The sequence below is a fragment of the Nocardia sp. NPDC004860 genome (genome assembly GCF_040609015.1).
Taxonomy (GTDB): Bacteria; Actinomycetota; Actinomycetes; order Mycobacteriales; family Mycobacteriaceae; genus Nocardia.
Genome location: NZ_JBEXJI010000007.1, coordinates 187,179 through 201,015, shown reverse-complemented (window position 1 = coordinate 201,015; position 13,837 = coordinate 187,179). Strand labels below are relative to the sequence as shown.

At 66.1% G+C, this 13,837-nt stretch carries 16 protein-coding genes; 11 read left to right on the top strand and 5 right to left on the bottom strand.

Going from position 1 to position 13,837, the window contains the following annotated elements:
• Window positions 1-194: 194 nt before the first annotated feature.
• Window positions 195-1,493: an FAD-dependent monooxygenase gene (locus ABZV44_RS17000; protein ID WP_354836935.1), complete on the bottom strand. Its 1,299-nt coding sequence runs from the start codon at window positions 1,491-1,493 to the stop codon at window positions 195-197.
• A 22-nt stretch (window positions 1,494-1,515) separates the two neighbouring features.
• Complete coding sequence (locus tag ABZV44_RS16995) at window positions 1,516-2,001, bottom strand: MarR family transcriptional regulator (RefSeq protein WP_354836932.1); 486 nt, start codon at window positions 1,999-2,001, stop codon at window positions 1,516-1,518.
• A 206-nt stretch (window positions 2,002-2,207) separates the two neighbouring features.
• Between ABZV44_RS16995 and ABZV44_RS16990 the strand changes: the two genes are divergently transcribed.
• The 3 genes from ABZV44_RS16990 to ABZV44_RS16980 all read left to right on the top strand — a co-directional run bounded on the left by ABZV44_RS16990 (window position 2,208) and on the right by ABZV44_RS16980 (window position 3,287).
• Window positions 2,208-2,561, top strand: a complete 354-nt coding sequence (locus ABZV44_RS16990) for a VOC family protein (protein ID WP_354836929.1) — start codon at window positions 2,208-2,210, stop codon at window positions 2,559-2,561.
• Window positions 2,558-2,758: a hypothetical protein gene (locus tag ABZV44_RS16985; protein WP_354836927.1), complete on the top strand. Its 201-nt coding sequence runs from the start codon at window positions 2,558-2,560 to the stop codon at window positions 2,756-2,758. The genes ABZV44_RS16990 and ABZV44_RS16985 overlap by 4 nt, the downstream gene beginning before the upstream one ends.
• Before the next feature lie 94 nt (window positions 2,759-2,852).
• A complete protein-coding gene (locus tag ABZV44_RS16980) occupies window positions 2,853-3,287 on the top strand; it encodes a VOC family protein (protein ID WP_354836925.1) in 435 nt (144 codons plus the stop codon).
• Between the two features lie 92 nt (window positions 3,288-3,379).
• On the opposite strand, the gene ABZV44_RS16975 is transcribed toward ABZV44_RS16980, so the two are convergent.
• Window positions 3,380-3,928, bottom strand: coding sequence for a chorismate mutase (locus ABZV44_RS16975; protein ID WP_354836923.1), 549 nt, complete (start codon window positions 3,926-3,928; stop codon window positions 3,380-3,382).
• 422 nt (window positions 3,929-4,350) lie between these two features.
• On the opposite strand from ABZV44_RS16975, the gene ABZV44_RS16970 reads away from it, so the two are divergent.
• From ABZV44_RS16970 to ABZV44_RS16945, 6 genes are all read left to right on the top strand, one after another.
• A complete protein-coding gene (locus tag ABZV44_RS16970; RefSeq protein ID WP_354836921.1) occupies window positions 4,351-5,004 on the top strand; it encodes a hypothetical protein in 654 nt (217 codons plus the stop codon).
• Window positions 5,005-5,304: 300 nt separating this feature from the next.
• Window positions 5,305-5,856 carry a dihydrofolate reductase family protein gene (locus tag ABZV44_RS16965; protein WP_354836918.1) on the top strand — a complete coding sequence of 184 codons (552 nt, stop codon included), beginning with the start codon at window positions 5,305-5,307 and terminating at the stop codon, window positions 5,854-5,856.
• A 121-nt stretch (window positions 5,857-5,977) separates the two neighbouring features.
• On the top strand, window positions 5,978-6,628 hold the full coding sequence (locus ABZV44_RS16960) for an ABC transporter permease (protein WP_354837086.1): 651 nt from the start codon (window positions 5,978-5,980) through the stop codon (window positions 6,626-6,628).
• Window positions 6,621-7,856, top strand: a complete 1,236-nt coding sequence (locus tag ABZV44_RS16955) for an ATP-binding cassette domain-containing protein (protein WP_354836916.1) — start codon at window positions 6,621-6,623, stop codon at window positions 7,854-7,856. The genes ABZV44_RS16960 and ABZV44_RS16955 overlap by 8 nt, the downstream gene beginning before the upstream one ends.
• Entirely contained in the window at window positions 7,853-8,605 is a 753-nt protein-coding gene (locus tag ABZV44_RS16950) for an ABC transporter permease subunit (RefSeq protein ID WP_354836914.1), read from the top strand. The genes ABZV44_RS16955 and ABZV44_RS16950 overlap by 4 nt, the downstream gene beginning before the upstream one ends.
• Complete coding sequence (locus ABZV44_RS16945; RefSeq protein WP_354836912.1) at window positions 8,602-9,573, top strand: glycine betaine ABC transporter substrate-binding protein; 972 nt, start codon at window positions 8,602-8,604, stop codon at window positions 9,571-9,573. The genes ABZV44_RS16950 and ABZV44_RS16945 overlap by 4 nt, the downstream gene beginning before the upstream one ends.
• 151 nt (window positions 9,574-9,724) lie before the next feature.
• Here ABZV44_RS16945 and ABZV44_RS16940 read toward each other — a convergent pair whose 3' ends face one another.
• The gene (locus ABZV44_RS16940) at window positions 9,725-10,573 is read right to left on the bottom strand and encodes an alpha/beta hydrolase (protein WP_354836910.1); all 849 of its coding nucleotides are present in this window, start codon (window positions 10,571-10,573) and stop codon (window positions 9,725-9,727) included.
• A gap of 63 nt (window positions 10,574-10,636) precedes the next feature.
• On the opposite strand from ABZV44_RS16940, the gene ABZV44_RS16935 reads away from it, so the two are divergent.
• Entirely contained in the window at window positions 10,637-11,179 is a 543-nt protein-coding gene (locus ABZV44_RS16935; protein WP_354836908.1) for a helix-turn-helix domain-containing protein, read from the top strand.
• A gap of 323 nt (window positions 11,180-11,502) precedes the next feature.
• On the opposite strand, the gene ABZV44_RS16930 is transcribed toward ABZV44_RS16935, so the two are convergent.
• Window positions 11,503-12,228, bottom strand: a complete 726-nt coding sequence (locus ABZV44_RS16930) for a TetR/AcrR family transcriptional regulator (protein ID WP_354836906.1) — start codon at window positions 12,226-12,228, stop codon at window positions 11,503-11,505.
• 95 nt (window positions 12,229-12,323) lie between these two features.
• On the opposite strand from ABZV44_RS16930, the gene ABZV44_RS16925 reads away from it, so the two are divergent.
• Entirely contained in the window at window positions 12,324-13,448 is a 1,125-nt protein-coding gene (locus ABZV44_RS16925) for an FAD-dependent monooxygenase (RefSeq protein ID WP_354836904.1), read from the top strand.
• The last annotated feature ends 389 nt before the right edge of the window (window positions 13,449-13,837 follow it).

Genomic DNA, 13,837 nt, shown 5'->3' with positions numbered 1-13,837 from the left:
TACCGGGCAAGGTTCGGATTGGGAAATTGAAAGGGAATGTTTCATTCAAATTACTTCCGGCTGGGACGTCTCCGCTGGTTCAGCAATCTGCGAGCCTTCTGAATGTCATGTGCGCGTTGGACTTTGGACATTAGAGGGTGGTGATCCGCATGTGCCACCCGCTCGGCAGGCGGGCGGCACATGCACGGCAGCTATCACTCGGCACCCAAGTCGGCGAACATCTTTCGCTTCATGGCGGGCACCGCGTTGGCGGTGCGGAAGACGAGTTTGCCTGCGCCGCGCGCGAACCGGCTGTCGGACACCGACTGGGTGGCCGCGGTCAGCGAGGTCCGCACCGCCGCGAAGCCGTAGTCGATCATGTCTGATTCGTAGCGGTGGATGCCCTCGAGCAGTCCGAGCTCACGACGTTCGGCGGCCACCAGTGCGCGGCACAGCCCCCGGGCGTCGCGCAGTGCGGTATTCGCGCCGATACCGGCGAACGGGGTCATGCTGTGCACCGCATCGCCGAGCAGCGTGACATTCGTGGTCTGCCAGGCCGGGATCGGGACCGAGGTCTTGATCGGCAGCAGGGTGGCGGTCTCCGGATCGGAATCGGCTACCAGCGACCGCAATTCGGGTGCCCACCCCGTGGTCATGCGCACGGCTAGATCGTGCAGGCCGACAGGCGAGAGCGCCTCCACGTCGGCGCCGTAGCGTTCGCGTTTGGCGGCGAAGGCCCAGAACACGTACGGCTGGGTGTTGTCGAGGAGCAGCCCGGGCTCGAGGCCGGGCTGGTTCCCGGCGATGAATTCGGCACCGGCGGGGATGTCGAATTCGTGTGGGGCGAGGAACATTCCGCAGCCGCTGGGCGGGATGACGCTGAGCGGATTGCGCAGCAGCCGGGCGTCCAGGCGGGCCCGCGATTCCGGTGTCAGGCCGTATTTGCCTGCGATGGTGACGATTCCGGTGTCCACGCGCTCGGCCTGTGGGAGGTATTGCGCCCGTACCCGGGAGGTGCCGCCGTCCGCGCCGACCAGGACATCACCGATCTCGGAGTCGCCGTGGCCGAAATGGGCGCGGATCCGGCCGTCGGGCAGCCGCTCATAGCGGTCGAACATGCTGCCGTAGTGGACGACGTCGCCCAGCTCGGCGAGCAGCAGCTGCCGCAGGGTGATCCGGCTGATGCCGTAGTGCCCGCCGGCGGTGTGCGCACCCTCCTCCGGATCGATCTGGAGCAGTTCCCGCAATTGTTCCGTGACGAAACCGAACCCGTTGCCGCCCTTGCCCGCACATGCGGTGAAGGTCGAATACAGCTCCGGCGACAGCAGTTCCGCCAGGGCATTGCTGCCGTGCGGGTTGATGTGGATACGGAAGCCCTGCAGCCGGTCGGTGCGCTGGGTTTCGCGTTCGTGCACGCTGACGCTCACGCCGGCGCGGCGCAGGCCGTTGGCGAGCGCCAGCCCGCCGATGCCGCCGCCGGCGATGATCACGTGCAGGGGTGTGTTGGTGGCCATGGCAATGGGTCCTCTCCTGAGGTCAGATCCGGCTCCAGCCGAATCGGCCCGGGCGTTTGCGGCTCGCCCGCTGCTGCTGGTGTGCACCCGCCGCGGCCCAGGCCTCGATCATGCGATCGAGCAGCCGGGTGAGCGTGTCGACATCCTCGGCGGACCAGTCGGCGATCACCTCGCCGAAGACCTGGTCGCCGATCTCCAGGAACTGCGCGAGCTCGGCCCGCCCCGCCTCGGTGGCCTCGACCAGCACCGCCCGCCGATCCGCCGGATCGGGGGAGGTGCTGACCAGCCCGGAGTCGGTCAGCGCCTGGACATGCCGGGTGATGGAAGACGGCAACGCGTCCAGGCATTCGGCGATCTCCCCGGCCCGCAGCGGCCCGGACTCGGCCGCGCACTGCAGCACGCCGACCCGGACCGGGTCGTAGGCGCGAGAAGTGCCCTGCCGCATGGCTTCCGCGAATCGTGCGGTGCTGCGGGCCAATCGCGAAACCTGATCTTTGTTTGCTTCCATGAATCAACTATAAAAGTTGATTTCGTGAAACAAAAGAGCATGGCGGAAATTGGACATTTGCCACGTCTGTGGCAGCGAGGTACGAGGCCCACTCAGTGGGCGGCGGCGTGTATTGGCGATCTCCGGCGGCGCGGAGCAGCCATCATGGTGGGCGACCGAACCCGGGCATTCCGGGCGCGCCACCACCTCGCCCACAGGAGGCAGCCATGAGCGATCACGAAGTCAAGATGATCATCCTGTCCACCGACAACCTCGATGAATCCATCGATTTCTACACCGAAACCCTCGGCATGCCGCTGAAGTTCCGCGACGGCGCCCACTTCGCCGCCCTCAACGGCGGCCCCGTCACCCTCGCCCTCGCCAGCGCGGTCGACCACCCTATCCACGGCCAGGTAGTCGTCGGCATCAAAACCGCGGACGTGGACGCGGCCGCCAAGGCCATCGAGGCCAGCGGCGGCGGCATCGTCAAGGGGCCCTACGACGATGCCCACGAACGCCGCGCCGTCGTCTACGACAACAAGGGCAACGGCTTGGTTTTCTATAGCCCCCTGTCCCGATGACCAACCCCCGAATCACCGTCGAACCCGTCGTCGACCACGAGTACCGAGTCCTGGTCGACGACGGCACCGACTCGGCCGAATCCCAATTCATAGTCGCCCCAGACGTTCTCGCCGACCTTCGGGCGCGGGTACCACTGCGAGGAGTGCGCTACGGGCGAGGCGGCGGTAGGCAGCGGTCGCGGCGCGGAATCCGTTGAACGCCACGCACGTTGGATGGCATGGCGAAGGTAGGGCCGCGTCGGGTAGGGCTGCTGCCGAGGCGGCCAAGGCCCCTGCCGCTATGGTGAACCGATGGCGTCGGTCAAACAGATCCAGGTCACCTTCGACTGCGCAGAGCCTGAGCGTGTCGCTCGTTTCTGGTGCGATGTGCTGGGGTATGTCATTCCGCCGCCACCGGAGGGGTTTGCCAGTTGGGCCGATTTCAATTCCTCCCTGCCGCCCGAGCATCAGGGTTCAGCGTTCGCATGTGTTGATCCCTCAGGTGTGGGCCCGCGACTGTTCTTTCAGCGTGTGCCCGAAGGGAAGATCACCAAGAATCGGGTGCATCTCGACGTGCGAGTCGGCACTGGGCTCGTGGGTGAAGAGCGCTTGGCCGCACTCGAGGCCGAGTGCGCACGGCTGGTCACGCTCGGCGCGGTACGCCTGCGACTACTGCGCGCCGATGGCGTCAACGAGTCGTGCCTCGTGATGCAGGACATCGAGGGCAACGAATTCTGTCTCGACTGAGTTGCCACGAACGCTGTTGCTCGGCAGCCGAATTCGGATGCTGGTTGGGGCAGTCCCTATCGGGGTGACGTCTCTGTGCTGGGGGGCATATGTCAGCTCCCACACAGTGGAGTCGACGCGCGCACGAGCGCCGCCGCGTGGAGAGCGTCGAGATTGTCGTGCCCGGCGACAGCGAGCATCCCGGCGGCGACTCGCGCCGGACAGTCGGAGCGCGTCAATTCGGTCCGCTCTCTATCCAATTCGTCGATGATCGCGACATTGAGGCCATCGATCACCGGCCGTACCCCGGCCAGATCCGTCGCGGGCGCCGGCGCCGTCGCCAGCCCATACCGCCACTCGGTCACCAGCCCACGCTGGACGATCTTGCTAGCCTCGATCTGACCTTCGAACACCTGCCGGACCAGCCCCGCAGGCAGCTTCCGCTCCGCCCCCAGCTGAGTCATCGCATCATAGATCGCCTGTTCACGACCCGGATCGTCGATCATCGGCTCGCCCCCATCCCGCACCGCCCCCGCCCATTTGACCGCCGCGACGGTATCCGCGGTACCGAGCCGCTCGCTCATCAACTCCACCAGCCGATCCAAGGCTCCGGAATCGTCCTGCGCCGCACTCACCCCGAACTGCCCCGCGGCCACCACCATCGCCGCCCCCACCGCAACCGCCAGTCGTCTCATCGATGTCATCCCTTCCACCGCCCGAACCCTACCGCCCCTCGGGCAACGACCATCCCCGACGCGCAGCGAGTATGAAACGTGTTGCGCGATACAGGGATTGGCGTCGATGGCCTATGCTCGAGCATTCATGCCACAACGCTTCCCTCTGAATGCGAAAGCGGCGGGCCGGCCGTAGCGAAGGATGCGTGAGCTGCTGTCTCGGACTGACAGTGTTGTGCGCTGGGGACAGAAACAGGGTTTGAAGCTCAGAACCCAATTCGGGAGTTGGGTGATGCCGGCCCGCTGACGTACCGAAGCTATGCGGTCGAGTGACGTCGTGTGCAAGACTCGCTGGATGGGTTTTGCTGTGCCGCACAGCAACCGGGATCGGACAGAACGCGAGGAGTCAGGTGTCCTTCGAACAGTGGTGCACACGTTGGGAATCAGTACCGCTGTCCGAGGCGGCAGAGCGTTACGACATCTGCAAAGCCAGCGACAACCACGTGGAGGACCTGGAAGAACTCTTCGAGGACGAACCAGGGTGCTTCTTCGTTCACCAGGGTGACCTCACCATCGACGGGCCTTTGTCGATAGGGAACGACCCTGGTCTGGCGCCGGACACCGTTTACGTCATCGATGGCGACCTGACGGTCGACGGGCCGATGCGCTTCTTGAACGCAGATGTGTACACGCCGCTGTTTGTCACCGGCTCGGTGACCGCGCAGCACCTGATGTGCCTCATGGACAGCAATCTGTTCATCGGCGGCTCGCTCACCGTCGGGGGCCTGCTGATGACGGAACTCTCCGACATGGGAGTGGTCGTCGTAAACGGTGCTGCCTCTGCGCGCGCGTGGCTCGAAACATGGGACAGGGGCGAAGTCATCTTCGTCGATGATCTGAAGGCCCGTCGGCTGCGCTTGTCCGGGGGCGACTACCTCGAACACTCCGACGCGGATGATGCGGCTGACACCCTATTGCCCGAGTTCCTGGACGGCGACGCCGAAAATGCCTCGGAAAACCTCTGGAAGGCCGCGCTCGAAGGACGTCCCCTGCTCCGCCCCTGATTTCCTGCAGGTTCGATCGGCGCCAACGATCAGGACTACCAGCCTTACGGTCAGGTTCCGCCGTATCCGACGACGATGCCCGGATCGGTGCGGGCGGCACAGATCATCTCCTGGGTGTTTGCTGGACTCAGCATTGCCTCGTCGGCGCTCGCGGCTGTCGTGGTGGCATTACGAGGACGGCTGTGTCGCTGAGGAATGGCATGCGGCGGGCTGAAGAGTCCCTGATCGTCTTGTCCTTGGTTCTTGGTGAGATGCGATGACTACCGATGAGTTTCGAGCGCGCAGGAGGTCTAACCCTTCATGAGGAAACTGATCTATGGGTTCGGCGTGTCCGTGGACGGCTACGTCAACGACCGCGACGGCAGCATCGACTGGACCGACCCGGACGAGGAGTTGCACCAGTTCCACAACGACAGGTACCGAGAGATCGAGGTCTCGCTGCACGGTCGTCGGCTGTACGAGGTGATGGCCGCGTACTGGCCGCACCTGCCAGAGGACGCGCCACGCATCGAGCGCGAATTCGGCGGGCTGTGGCGGGAGAAGCCCAAGGTCGTCTTCTCCCGGACGCTCACCGAAGTCCATTGGAACAGCACCCTGGTCAGTGCCAACGCGGTCGAGGAGGTGCGCAGGCTCAAGGCCGCGGGAGACGGCGTCATGGAGGTCGGTGGTGCGAGCCTCGCGGCCGCGCTGATGCCGCACGGGCTCATCGACGAGTACCAGCTGTTCGTCTCGCCCGTCGTGCTCGGCGGCGGCACACCGCTCTTCCCGTCACTGGACAAGCGCATTCAGCTTCGATTGGCCGAGACGCGGCACTTCAACACAGTGATGATGCTGCGCTACCGCGTCGAGTGAAGTCCGTTCAACCGCAGCGGCCTTCGTACTGCTACTGATCGTCTCGTCGACCGCCGAAAAGGCTCGAGGCGGGGTTCGCATCAATACACTGTGGGATGAACTCCTAGGCAGGAGGGGGCTTCTGGGCACGCTCTGGAATTTCGTCGTCGATCATCGCAGGCAGCTGCTCACCGACTCGTATCTGCATGTATCCGCGGTGGTGCAATCGATGCTGATCGCGACCGCGTTGGCGGTGCTGATCGGGATCGCGGTGCATCGCAGCCCGTGGGGGTCGGCGCTGGCGACCGCGCTGGCCAGCATCATTCTCACCGTGCCGTCGTTCGCGTTGCTGGGCTTGCTGATTCCGGTACTGGGGCTGGGCGTGCGGCCGACTGTGGTCGCGCTGGTGCTGTACGCGCTGCTGCCGATCCTGCGCAATACGATCATCGGGCTGGGCGGGGTGGATCCGGCGGTGTCGGACGCGGCGCGCGGGGTCGGAATGAACCGGCTGCGGGTACTGGTCGGCATCGAACTGCCGCTGGCGTGGCCGTCGATCCTCACCGGGATGCGGGTCAGCACCCAGATGATCATGGGGATTCTGGCCATGGCCGCCTACGCGAAGGGGCCCGGACTGGGGAACCTGATCTTCTCCGGGCTGGCCCGGCTGGGCAGCCCGACCGCGGTGCCGCAGGCCCTCACCGGCACGGTGCTGATCATCGTGCTGGCGTTGCTGCTCGACGCCCTGCTGGCCGGCGTCGGCCGGTTCACTACCCCGAGGGGAATTCGTGACTGAAACCGTCACTGCGGCAAAAGATTCCGCACACGTGCCACATGGCGCGCGGATCGTGGTCGACGCGGTCACCAAACGCTATCCGGGGCAACGGGATCCGGCGGTCGACGAATTCTCGATCACCATTCCGGCCGGGGAGATCGTGGTGTTCGTCGGCCCGTCGGGGTGCGGCAAGACCACCATCATGCGCATGATCAACCGGCTCATCGAACCGAGCTCGGGCACCATTACCATCGACGGGCGTGATATCGGTCGTCAGGATCCGGACCAGCTGCGCAGACAGATCGGGTACTCGATCCAGCAGGCCGGGCTGTTCCCGCATCAGACGGTGGCGCGCAACGTGGCTACGGTGCCCGCGCTGCTCGGCTGGAAGCGCGCGAAGATCAACGCCCGCGTGGACGAGATGCTCGACCTGGTCGGCCTGGATCCGGGCACCTTCCGCCGCCGCTACCCGCGCCAGCTGTCGGGCGGTCAGCAGCAGCGCGTCGGCGTCGCACGCGCACTCGCCGCGGACCCGCCCGTCCTGTTGATGGACGAGCCGTTCGGCGCGGTCGACCCGATCACCCGCGGGCTCCTCCAGGACGAACTGCTGCGCCTGCAGGCCGAACTGCACAAGACGATCGTCTTCGTCACCCACGATTTCAACGAAGCCGTCAAACTCGGCGATCGAATCGCGGTGCTGGGCAACGGCTCCCGACTGTTGCAATACGACACCCCGGCCGCCGTCCTGGCCGCACCCGCCGACGACACCGTCGCCGGATTCGTCGGAGCGGACGCCGGGCTCAAACAGCTCACGCTCACCCGCGTCGAGGACGTCGAACTCGGGCAGTGCCCGACGGCCACCGAGACCGATGAGATGCAACCCCTGCGCAACGCCCTCGCCGAGCGGGAATGGCACTGGGGCCTGGTGCTGGACGCGGAACACCGCCCCCTGCGCTGGGTTTCGGCCGAGGAGCTGGCCCACGCCCCCTCACTGCGCGAAGCCGGACACCCGGTCACCGGCACGGTCGCCCTGCGCTCGTCCCTGCAGGAGGCGCTGGAAATGCTGCTCACCGAGAGCACCGCCCACGCCGTGGTCACTGGCGATCACGGCGAATACGCAGGCTTGATCGCGATCGACACCCTCGTCACCCACCTCTCCATCACCCGCGCCGAGAGCGGCCGGGCCACCGCGAAACCCGCTGATGCGGTACAGGATTCCAGCGTGGCGGAATCGGGCGAGCGGGCATGAGGGGGCCGAGTACCGAGCGGCGGTCGGAGCTGATTCGGCTGGTGGCGCAGCCGGCGTTGGCGGTGGGACTCGGGGTGGCGGTGCTGGTGTGGGCGTTCGATCGGGATCTGACGGCCACACAGCAGGCGAGTATGAATGCGGCGAATATCGTGACCGTCACCCGACAGCATGTCGTGATCACGGCGACGGTGGTGGCCATCGTCGTCGCTGTCGCGGTTCCATTGGGGACCTTGCTCACCCGGCCCGGATTTCGCAGGCTGGCACCGCTTTTCGTGGGGATGGCCAATATCGGTGCGGCCGCACCGGCCATCGGGCTCATCGTGCTGTACTACCTGCTGACCCAGCGGACGGGGTTCTGGGTCGGGGTGGCGCCGATCGCGTTCTACGGGTTGCTGCCGGTATTGCGGAACACCATTCTCGGGTATCAGCAGGTTGATCCCACGCTGGTGGATGCCGGGCGGGGACAGGGGATGTCCGCGGCTATGGTGTTGCGGCGCATCGAGTTTCCGCTTGCCGTGCCGTACATCCTCGCGGGTCTGCGGACCTCGCTGGTGCTGGCGGTGGGGACGGCGACGCTGTCGTTCCTGGTCAGCGCGGGTGGGCTGGGAATTCTCATCGATACCGGATACAAGTTGCGGGACAACGTGACGCTGTGGGTGGGGGCGATGCTGGCGGTGGCGCTCGCGCTGCTGGTGGATTGGCTGGGAGCGCTCGCCGAACAGTTCCTCGGCCCACGGGGCCTGCGATGAGGAGGCGATGGACGGCGGTGCTGGCCGCGCTCGGGCTGATGCTGGTGGCGGGATGCGGGCTCGAATCCGGCGGGGCGGTGCCATTGCAGGTCGGAGCGGGCAGCATCCGGCCGGATCCGGGGTTGCAGGGCGTGGCGATCACGGTGGGGTCCAAGGATTTCACCGAGCAGAACATTCTCGGCTATGTCATCGAATTCGCGCTCACCGCGGCAGGTGCTCGAGTGCGTGACCTCACCAACATCACCGGGTCCAACAGTTTGCGCGATGCCCAGCTGCACGGGCAGGTCGACATCGCCTACGACTACACCGGCACCGGCTGGATCAACTATCTGGGCAACGAGACGCCGATTCCGGACTCGCAGCAGCAGTTCGAGGCGGTACGCGACGCCGACTTGGCCGCGCACGGCATGCTGTGGGCGGACGTCGCCCCGATGAACAACACCTACGCGCTGGTCACCAACGCGGCAAGCGCACAGCGGACCGGGACGAAGACGCTCTCCGACTACGCGCGGGCCGTGAACACCGACCCCGGCACCGGACCCACCTGTCTGGGCACCGAATTCAGTGTCCGCCAGGACGGATTCCCCGGCATGGCCCGCAAGTACGGCATCGACACCGCCAAGGTGCACAAACAGATCATGCAGGACGCACTGGTCTACACCTCCACCGCGAACGGCGGCTGCCAGTTCGGCTCGGTCGCCACCACCGACGGCCGCATCAAAGCCCTCGACCTCCGCATTCTGGACGACGATCTCGGCTTCTTCCCCAAATACAATGCGGCCCTGGTGATGCGAAAATCCTTCGCCGACGCACACCCCCAGGTGGCCACGGTAATGGAGCCGATCTCACGCTTGCTGACCAATGAGACGATCACCGAACTCAACCGCAAGGTCGACCTCGAAGGCGCCGAACCCGCCACCGTCGCCCGCGACTGGCTGGTCTCCCAGGGGTTCGTCACGGCTCGATAAGCCCGCCGAGCCACCTCGGGTTGCGGAAGTACCGTCCATCCAGCTCGGTGGGTAAAGCGCCGCTCACTTCCAGTGCGATCGAATTGATCTCGTCAGCAACCGGCGCGTAGGGACCGGCCATGTAGCTCGGCGGGGAGTTTCGTTTTGTCCATCACTGTTCCTGCGATGCTTCAGCGTCTATCAGTCGGCGAACCGCGGCAGCGACTTGCTCGGGTCGCTCGGCGGGGATGATGTGCTCGGAGACGGCGTCCTCGTATTGCGCGCCGACCTGTGCGGCATATCGGCGCTGGTATTCGCGCATGAGGTCGAGATTGCGAGCCTGGTAGCGGGCGGCGTGGATCGCGGAGATCACGATGACGCCGGATTTCGGCGGTTCTGGTGGGCGGCGGCGGAATTCGTCGATCGCCGCCGCGACGGCTGTTATCTCATGGCGGGTTGTGGTGAGCCCGGCGGACGTGAAGTCCTCGGCCAGCATGGTCGCGTAGCTGTCGGCGGGGAACTTGCGGCCGTAGGAACTGGTCAAAAGCCGCATGAGCGGCGGGAAGTGGCTCAATGCCTGCTGCACAGCGAGGATACGGTCGGTCTTTCGGACAGTCGGCGCCCAATTGTCGTAGTTCGGAGCGTTTTCCGGTGTCGGGTCGATGAGGACGAGCCCGGCCGGCGCCAGCGTTTCCGCGGCGCGGCGCACGATCAGCCCACCCATGCTGTGGCCCACCAGGATCACCCGCTCCGGCGCGAGCGCCTGGACCAACGCCACCAGGGTCGCCGCCATGTCGTCGATGGTCTGCGGTTCCGCGGGACGGCCACTACGGCCACGACCGGCTCGGTCGTAGGCGACGGTGCGCGCGGTGTCGCCCAGGAGCGGCACCACCGGATCCCAGAGCGTTCGCCCGGCGCCCGAACCGGATTCGAACACCACCCAGGTGCTCCCGGTGCCGGACTCTTCGAAGTAGATCTCGTTGCCGTTCAATGTCATTCGACGCCCAAGAACATCCCGCATCAGGGTCACCCTTCCTGCCGGTACCAACTTTGGGAACGGTACCAGATATGGGATAGTTGAGGAATGGACCCGACCGAGTTGCTGCTCCACCCGGTGCGATTGCGCATCATCCACGCACTGTCCGGCGGCCGATTGCGCACCGCCGGAGAGTTGTGCGACCGCATGCCCGATGTGCCCCGGACCAGCGTCTACCGGCAGATCGGCCTGCTCACCGAGGGGGGAATGCTCGAGATCGGCGATGAGCGACGCGTGCGCGGCGCGGTGGAACGCTCCTACCGACTGCGATCCGATCGCCCGACCGTCTCCCCGGAGGCGAGCAGCGCGATGACCGCGGACGATCACCGCCAAGGGTTCGCGGCCGCCATGGCCGTCCTGATCGCGGAGTTCAACGCCTACCTCGATCACCCCGATGCCGACCCCGTCGCCGACTCGGTCGGCTACCGCCAAGCCACGCTGTGGCTCAGCCCCGAGGAACTCGGCCGCATGCTCACCGGCTTTCGCGACCTCGTCGCACCGCTCGCGGCAAACCAGCCCGGCCCGGGCCGCAGACCGTACTTGATCGGCCCGATCCTTTTCCCGGGCGAGCAACCAGCGTCGTCGAGCTGACAGCGCTGCCCCACGTTCGCCGCACCCGGAATGGTCAGCAGGGAAACGGACCTCCGATCGATGCAGCTCAATTCTGTTGCTACTATCCAGGATCGAGAGCGGTGGACTCGGGTGACGTCAGTCCAAAGGCTCGCGCACCAGTACCAGCTGGGCGGTGTGCTGGTCCGAGGTCATCGAGGTGACCCATGAGCGTATCCGTACCCAATATCCTTGACTGACAACTGAAGACGGACCCGTGCGTGTTGATTGCGCGCTCGTGCACGGTCGGCCGGATCGGGCTGTCGCCCCGGCGGTCGAGTCCTATGGCCACCGCACGCCGCAGGTCAACTGGATGCGGGCCGCAGATTGTTCATGAGCAGGCCGAGGGTGAACTCGAAGCGGTCGTGCCCGGTGCCGGAGATCAGCTCGGCGGCGTGGCGTCGAGTGTGTGGGAATTTCTCGGCGGGCAGTGCGGTGAAGCGGTCCAGCAACTCCTCGTGGCTGAGTACCCATTCCTGATCCTGGTGCCGGCGCCGTTGCTGGACCAGCGACTGTTCCAGTGCGTAGGCGCTGACGTAGAGCGACAGCGCGTCGCGGGCCCATCCGGCCGTCCTCGGTTCGATGCCACCCGCGAGCAGGATCGCCAGGATTCCTTCGCCGACCCGCAGCGTTTCCAGGTTGGTCGACACCATGGCCAGCGCGGCCCGCGAGATTCCGGGGTATTTCAGGTACAGGTCGCGGATCTGCGTGTACACCTCGAGCAGCTGTTCGCGCCAGGCGTCCGAATTCGGTTCGGGGAGTGCGACTTCGGCGTAGAGCCTGCCGATCAGCAGATCATCGATGTCGTCCTTGTTGACGATGTGCGCGTACAGCGACGACGGACCGGTGCCCAGCGCGGTGGCGACGCGGCGGATGGTCAACGCGTCGTAGCCCTCGGTGGCGACGACCTCCAGGGCGGCGTCGGTGATCCGTTCGACGGTGATGGGCTTCTTGCGTGGTGCCGGCGCGGCAGTCTCCGCTGCGGGTTGGGCGTGGCGGGCTGCGCGGCGTTGGCGGGGATCGGCGGGCATACCGGCCACTATAGCTTGACACGAACTTAGTTCGTTGCGTAGAACTTAGATCGTCAAAGCGAACTAAGTTCGTGTAGATGTCCAGGAGGTGCGTGATGCGAGTTTCCGTTGTCGGAGCCGGTCTGGGAGGTCTGGCTCTCGCGCAGGGTCTGCGTGATGCCGGGATCGAGGCCGACGTGTTCGAGCGCGACCCGGGGATCGTCGCGCGGTTCCAGGGCTACCGGCTCGTGCTGAATCCGATCGGTTTCCAGGCGGTGCGAAACTGCCTGCCGACGCGCTGGCATCCGCTGCTCGACGAGATCGTCATGGACGCCTCCGCCGAACAACTGATTCTGGACCCGTGGCTGAACGAGATCGGCAGGCTCGGCGCGGGCCGGACCGGCATCGTCGTCGACCGGCAGGTGCTGCGACACCTGTTTCTGACCGGTCTCACCGTGCACACCGATGCCGCGCTGACCGGCTACGACGTGCTGGCCGACGGCAAGGTCCGAGCCCGGTTCGCCGGCCGCGACCCGGCCACCGCCGACCTGCTCGTCGGCGCGGACGGCGTCACCTCCGCGGTCCGCGGGGTGTTGTCGCCGCAGACCGCCCCGACCGACACCGGCGTCCGGTTCGTCATCGGCCGCACCCCGCTGACCGACGAATTCGCCGGCCTGTCCGAGGCTTTCGGCTCGAAGATCGCCGGTGACGGCGTCAGCCTGCTGCTCGGCGCGATGCGCTTCCGTACCCCGCCGAAGCAGGCCGCCGAGCAATTGGCCCCCGAAGTCACGCTGCCCGACATCGGCGACTACGTGCGCTGGGCGATGATCCTGCCGCCGAACAGTCCGCTGGAGGACCTGACCGCGCAGGACGTCGTGCTGTCCAGGATGGAGGGCTGGCACCCGGCGCTGCGCGCGCTGATCGAGCAGGCCGACCCGGACAACAGCACACTGCTTTCGATCCGAGTGGTCAAGCCCGGTGACCGCTGGGCGTCCGGCCCGGTCACGCTGCTCGGCGACGCGATCCACGCCACCTCCCCGACCGGCGGCAACGGCGCGAACACCGCGCTGCGCGATGCGGACCTGCTGCGCCGCTGCCTGATCGAGGCCGACGAAGGCCACCGCGATCTGCGTAACGCGGTCGACGACTACGAGCGGCAGATGTTCGAGTACGGCTCTGAGGCCGTCCGCAGCAGCCTCGAGAAACTGCCCGCCTTCGCCCCCGAAGCGAAACTGTCCTGAGGCCGGTGCGCGGAAAGCTCATCTGGCACGGGATCAGTTGCCGCGCAGTTCATTCCGTGGTTTGGAACACTCGACACCCGACCAGGCGAGACAACAATTCGTTCGGCGCGAATGCCAAAGCTCGTCCTGACCTCGAGTCGGACCGGAAACGGTCTGCCGACCCGGCCATCTGCGCAATGCGGCGCAATTCTTGCAACACAACTTGTTTCGATACCCGACGGGCTCGGGCTGTGGACGCCGCAGGGCTGTCGAAGGTAATTCTGTTGCTGATGTCTGGGACTGAGAGCGCTGCGCTCGGGTTCGGATACGAGTTTGGGGGGGGGGGGGGGGGGGCAACGCGCCCCACAAGCGGGGGGGGGGAAACAAAAATTAGGGCGGGGGCGGGGGGC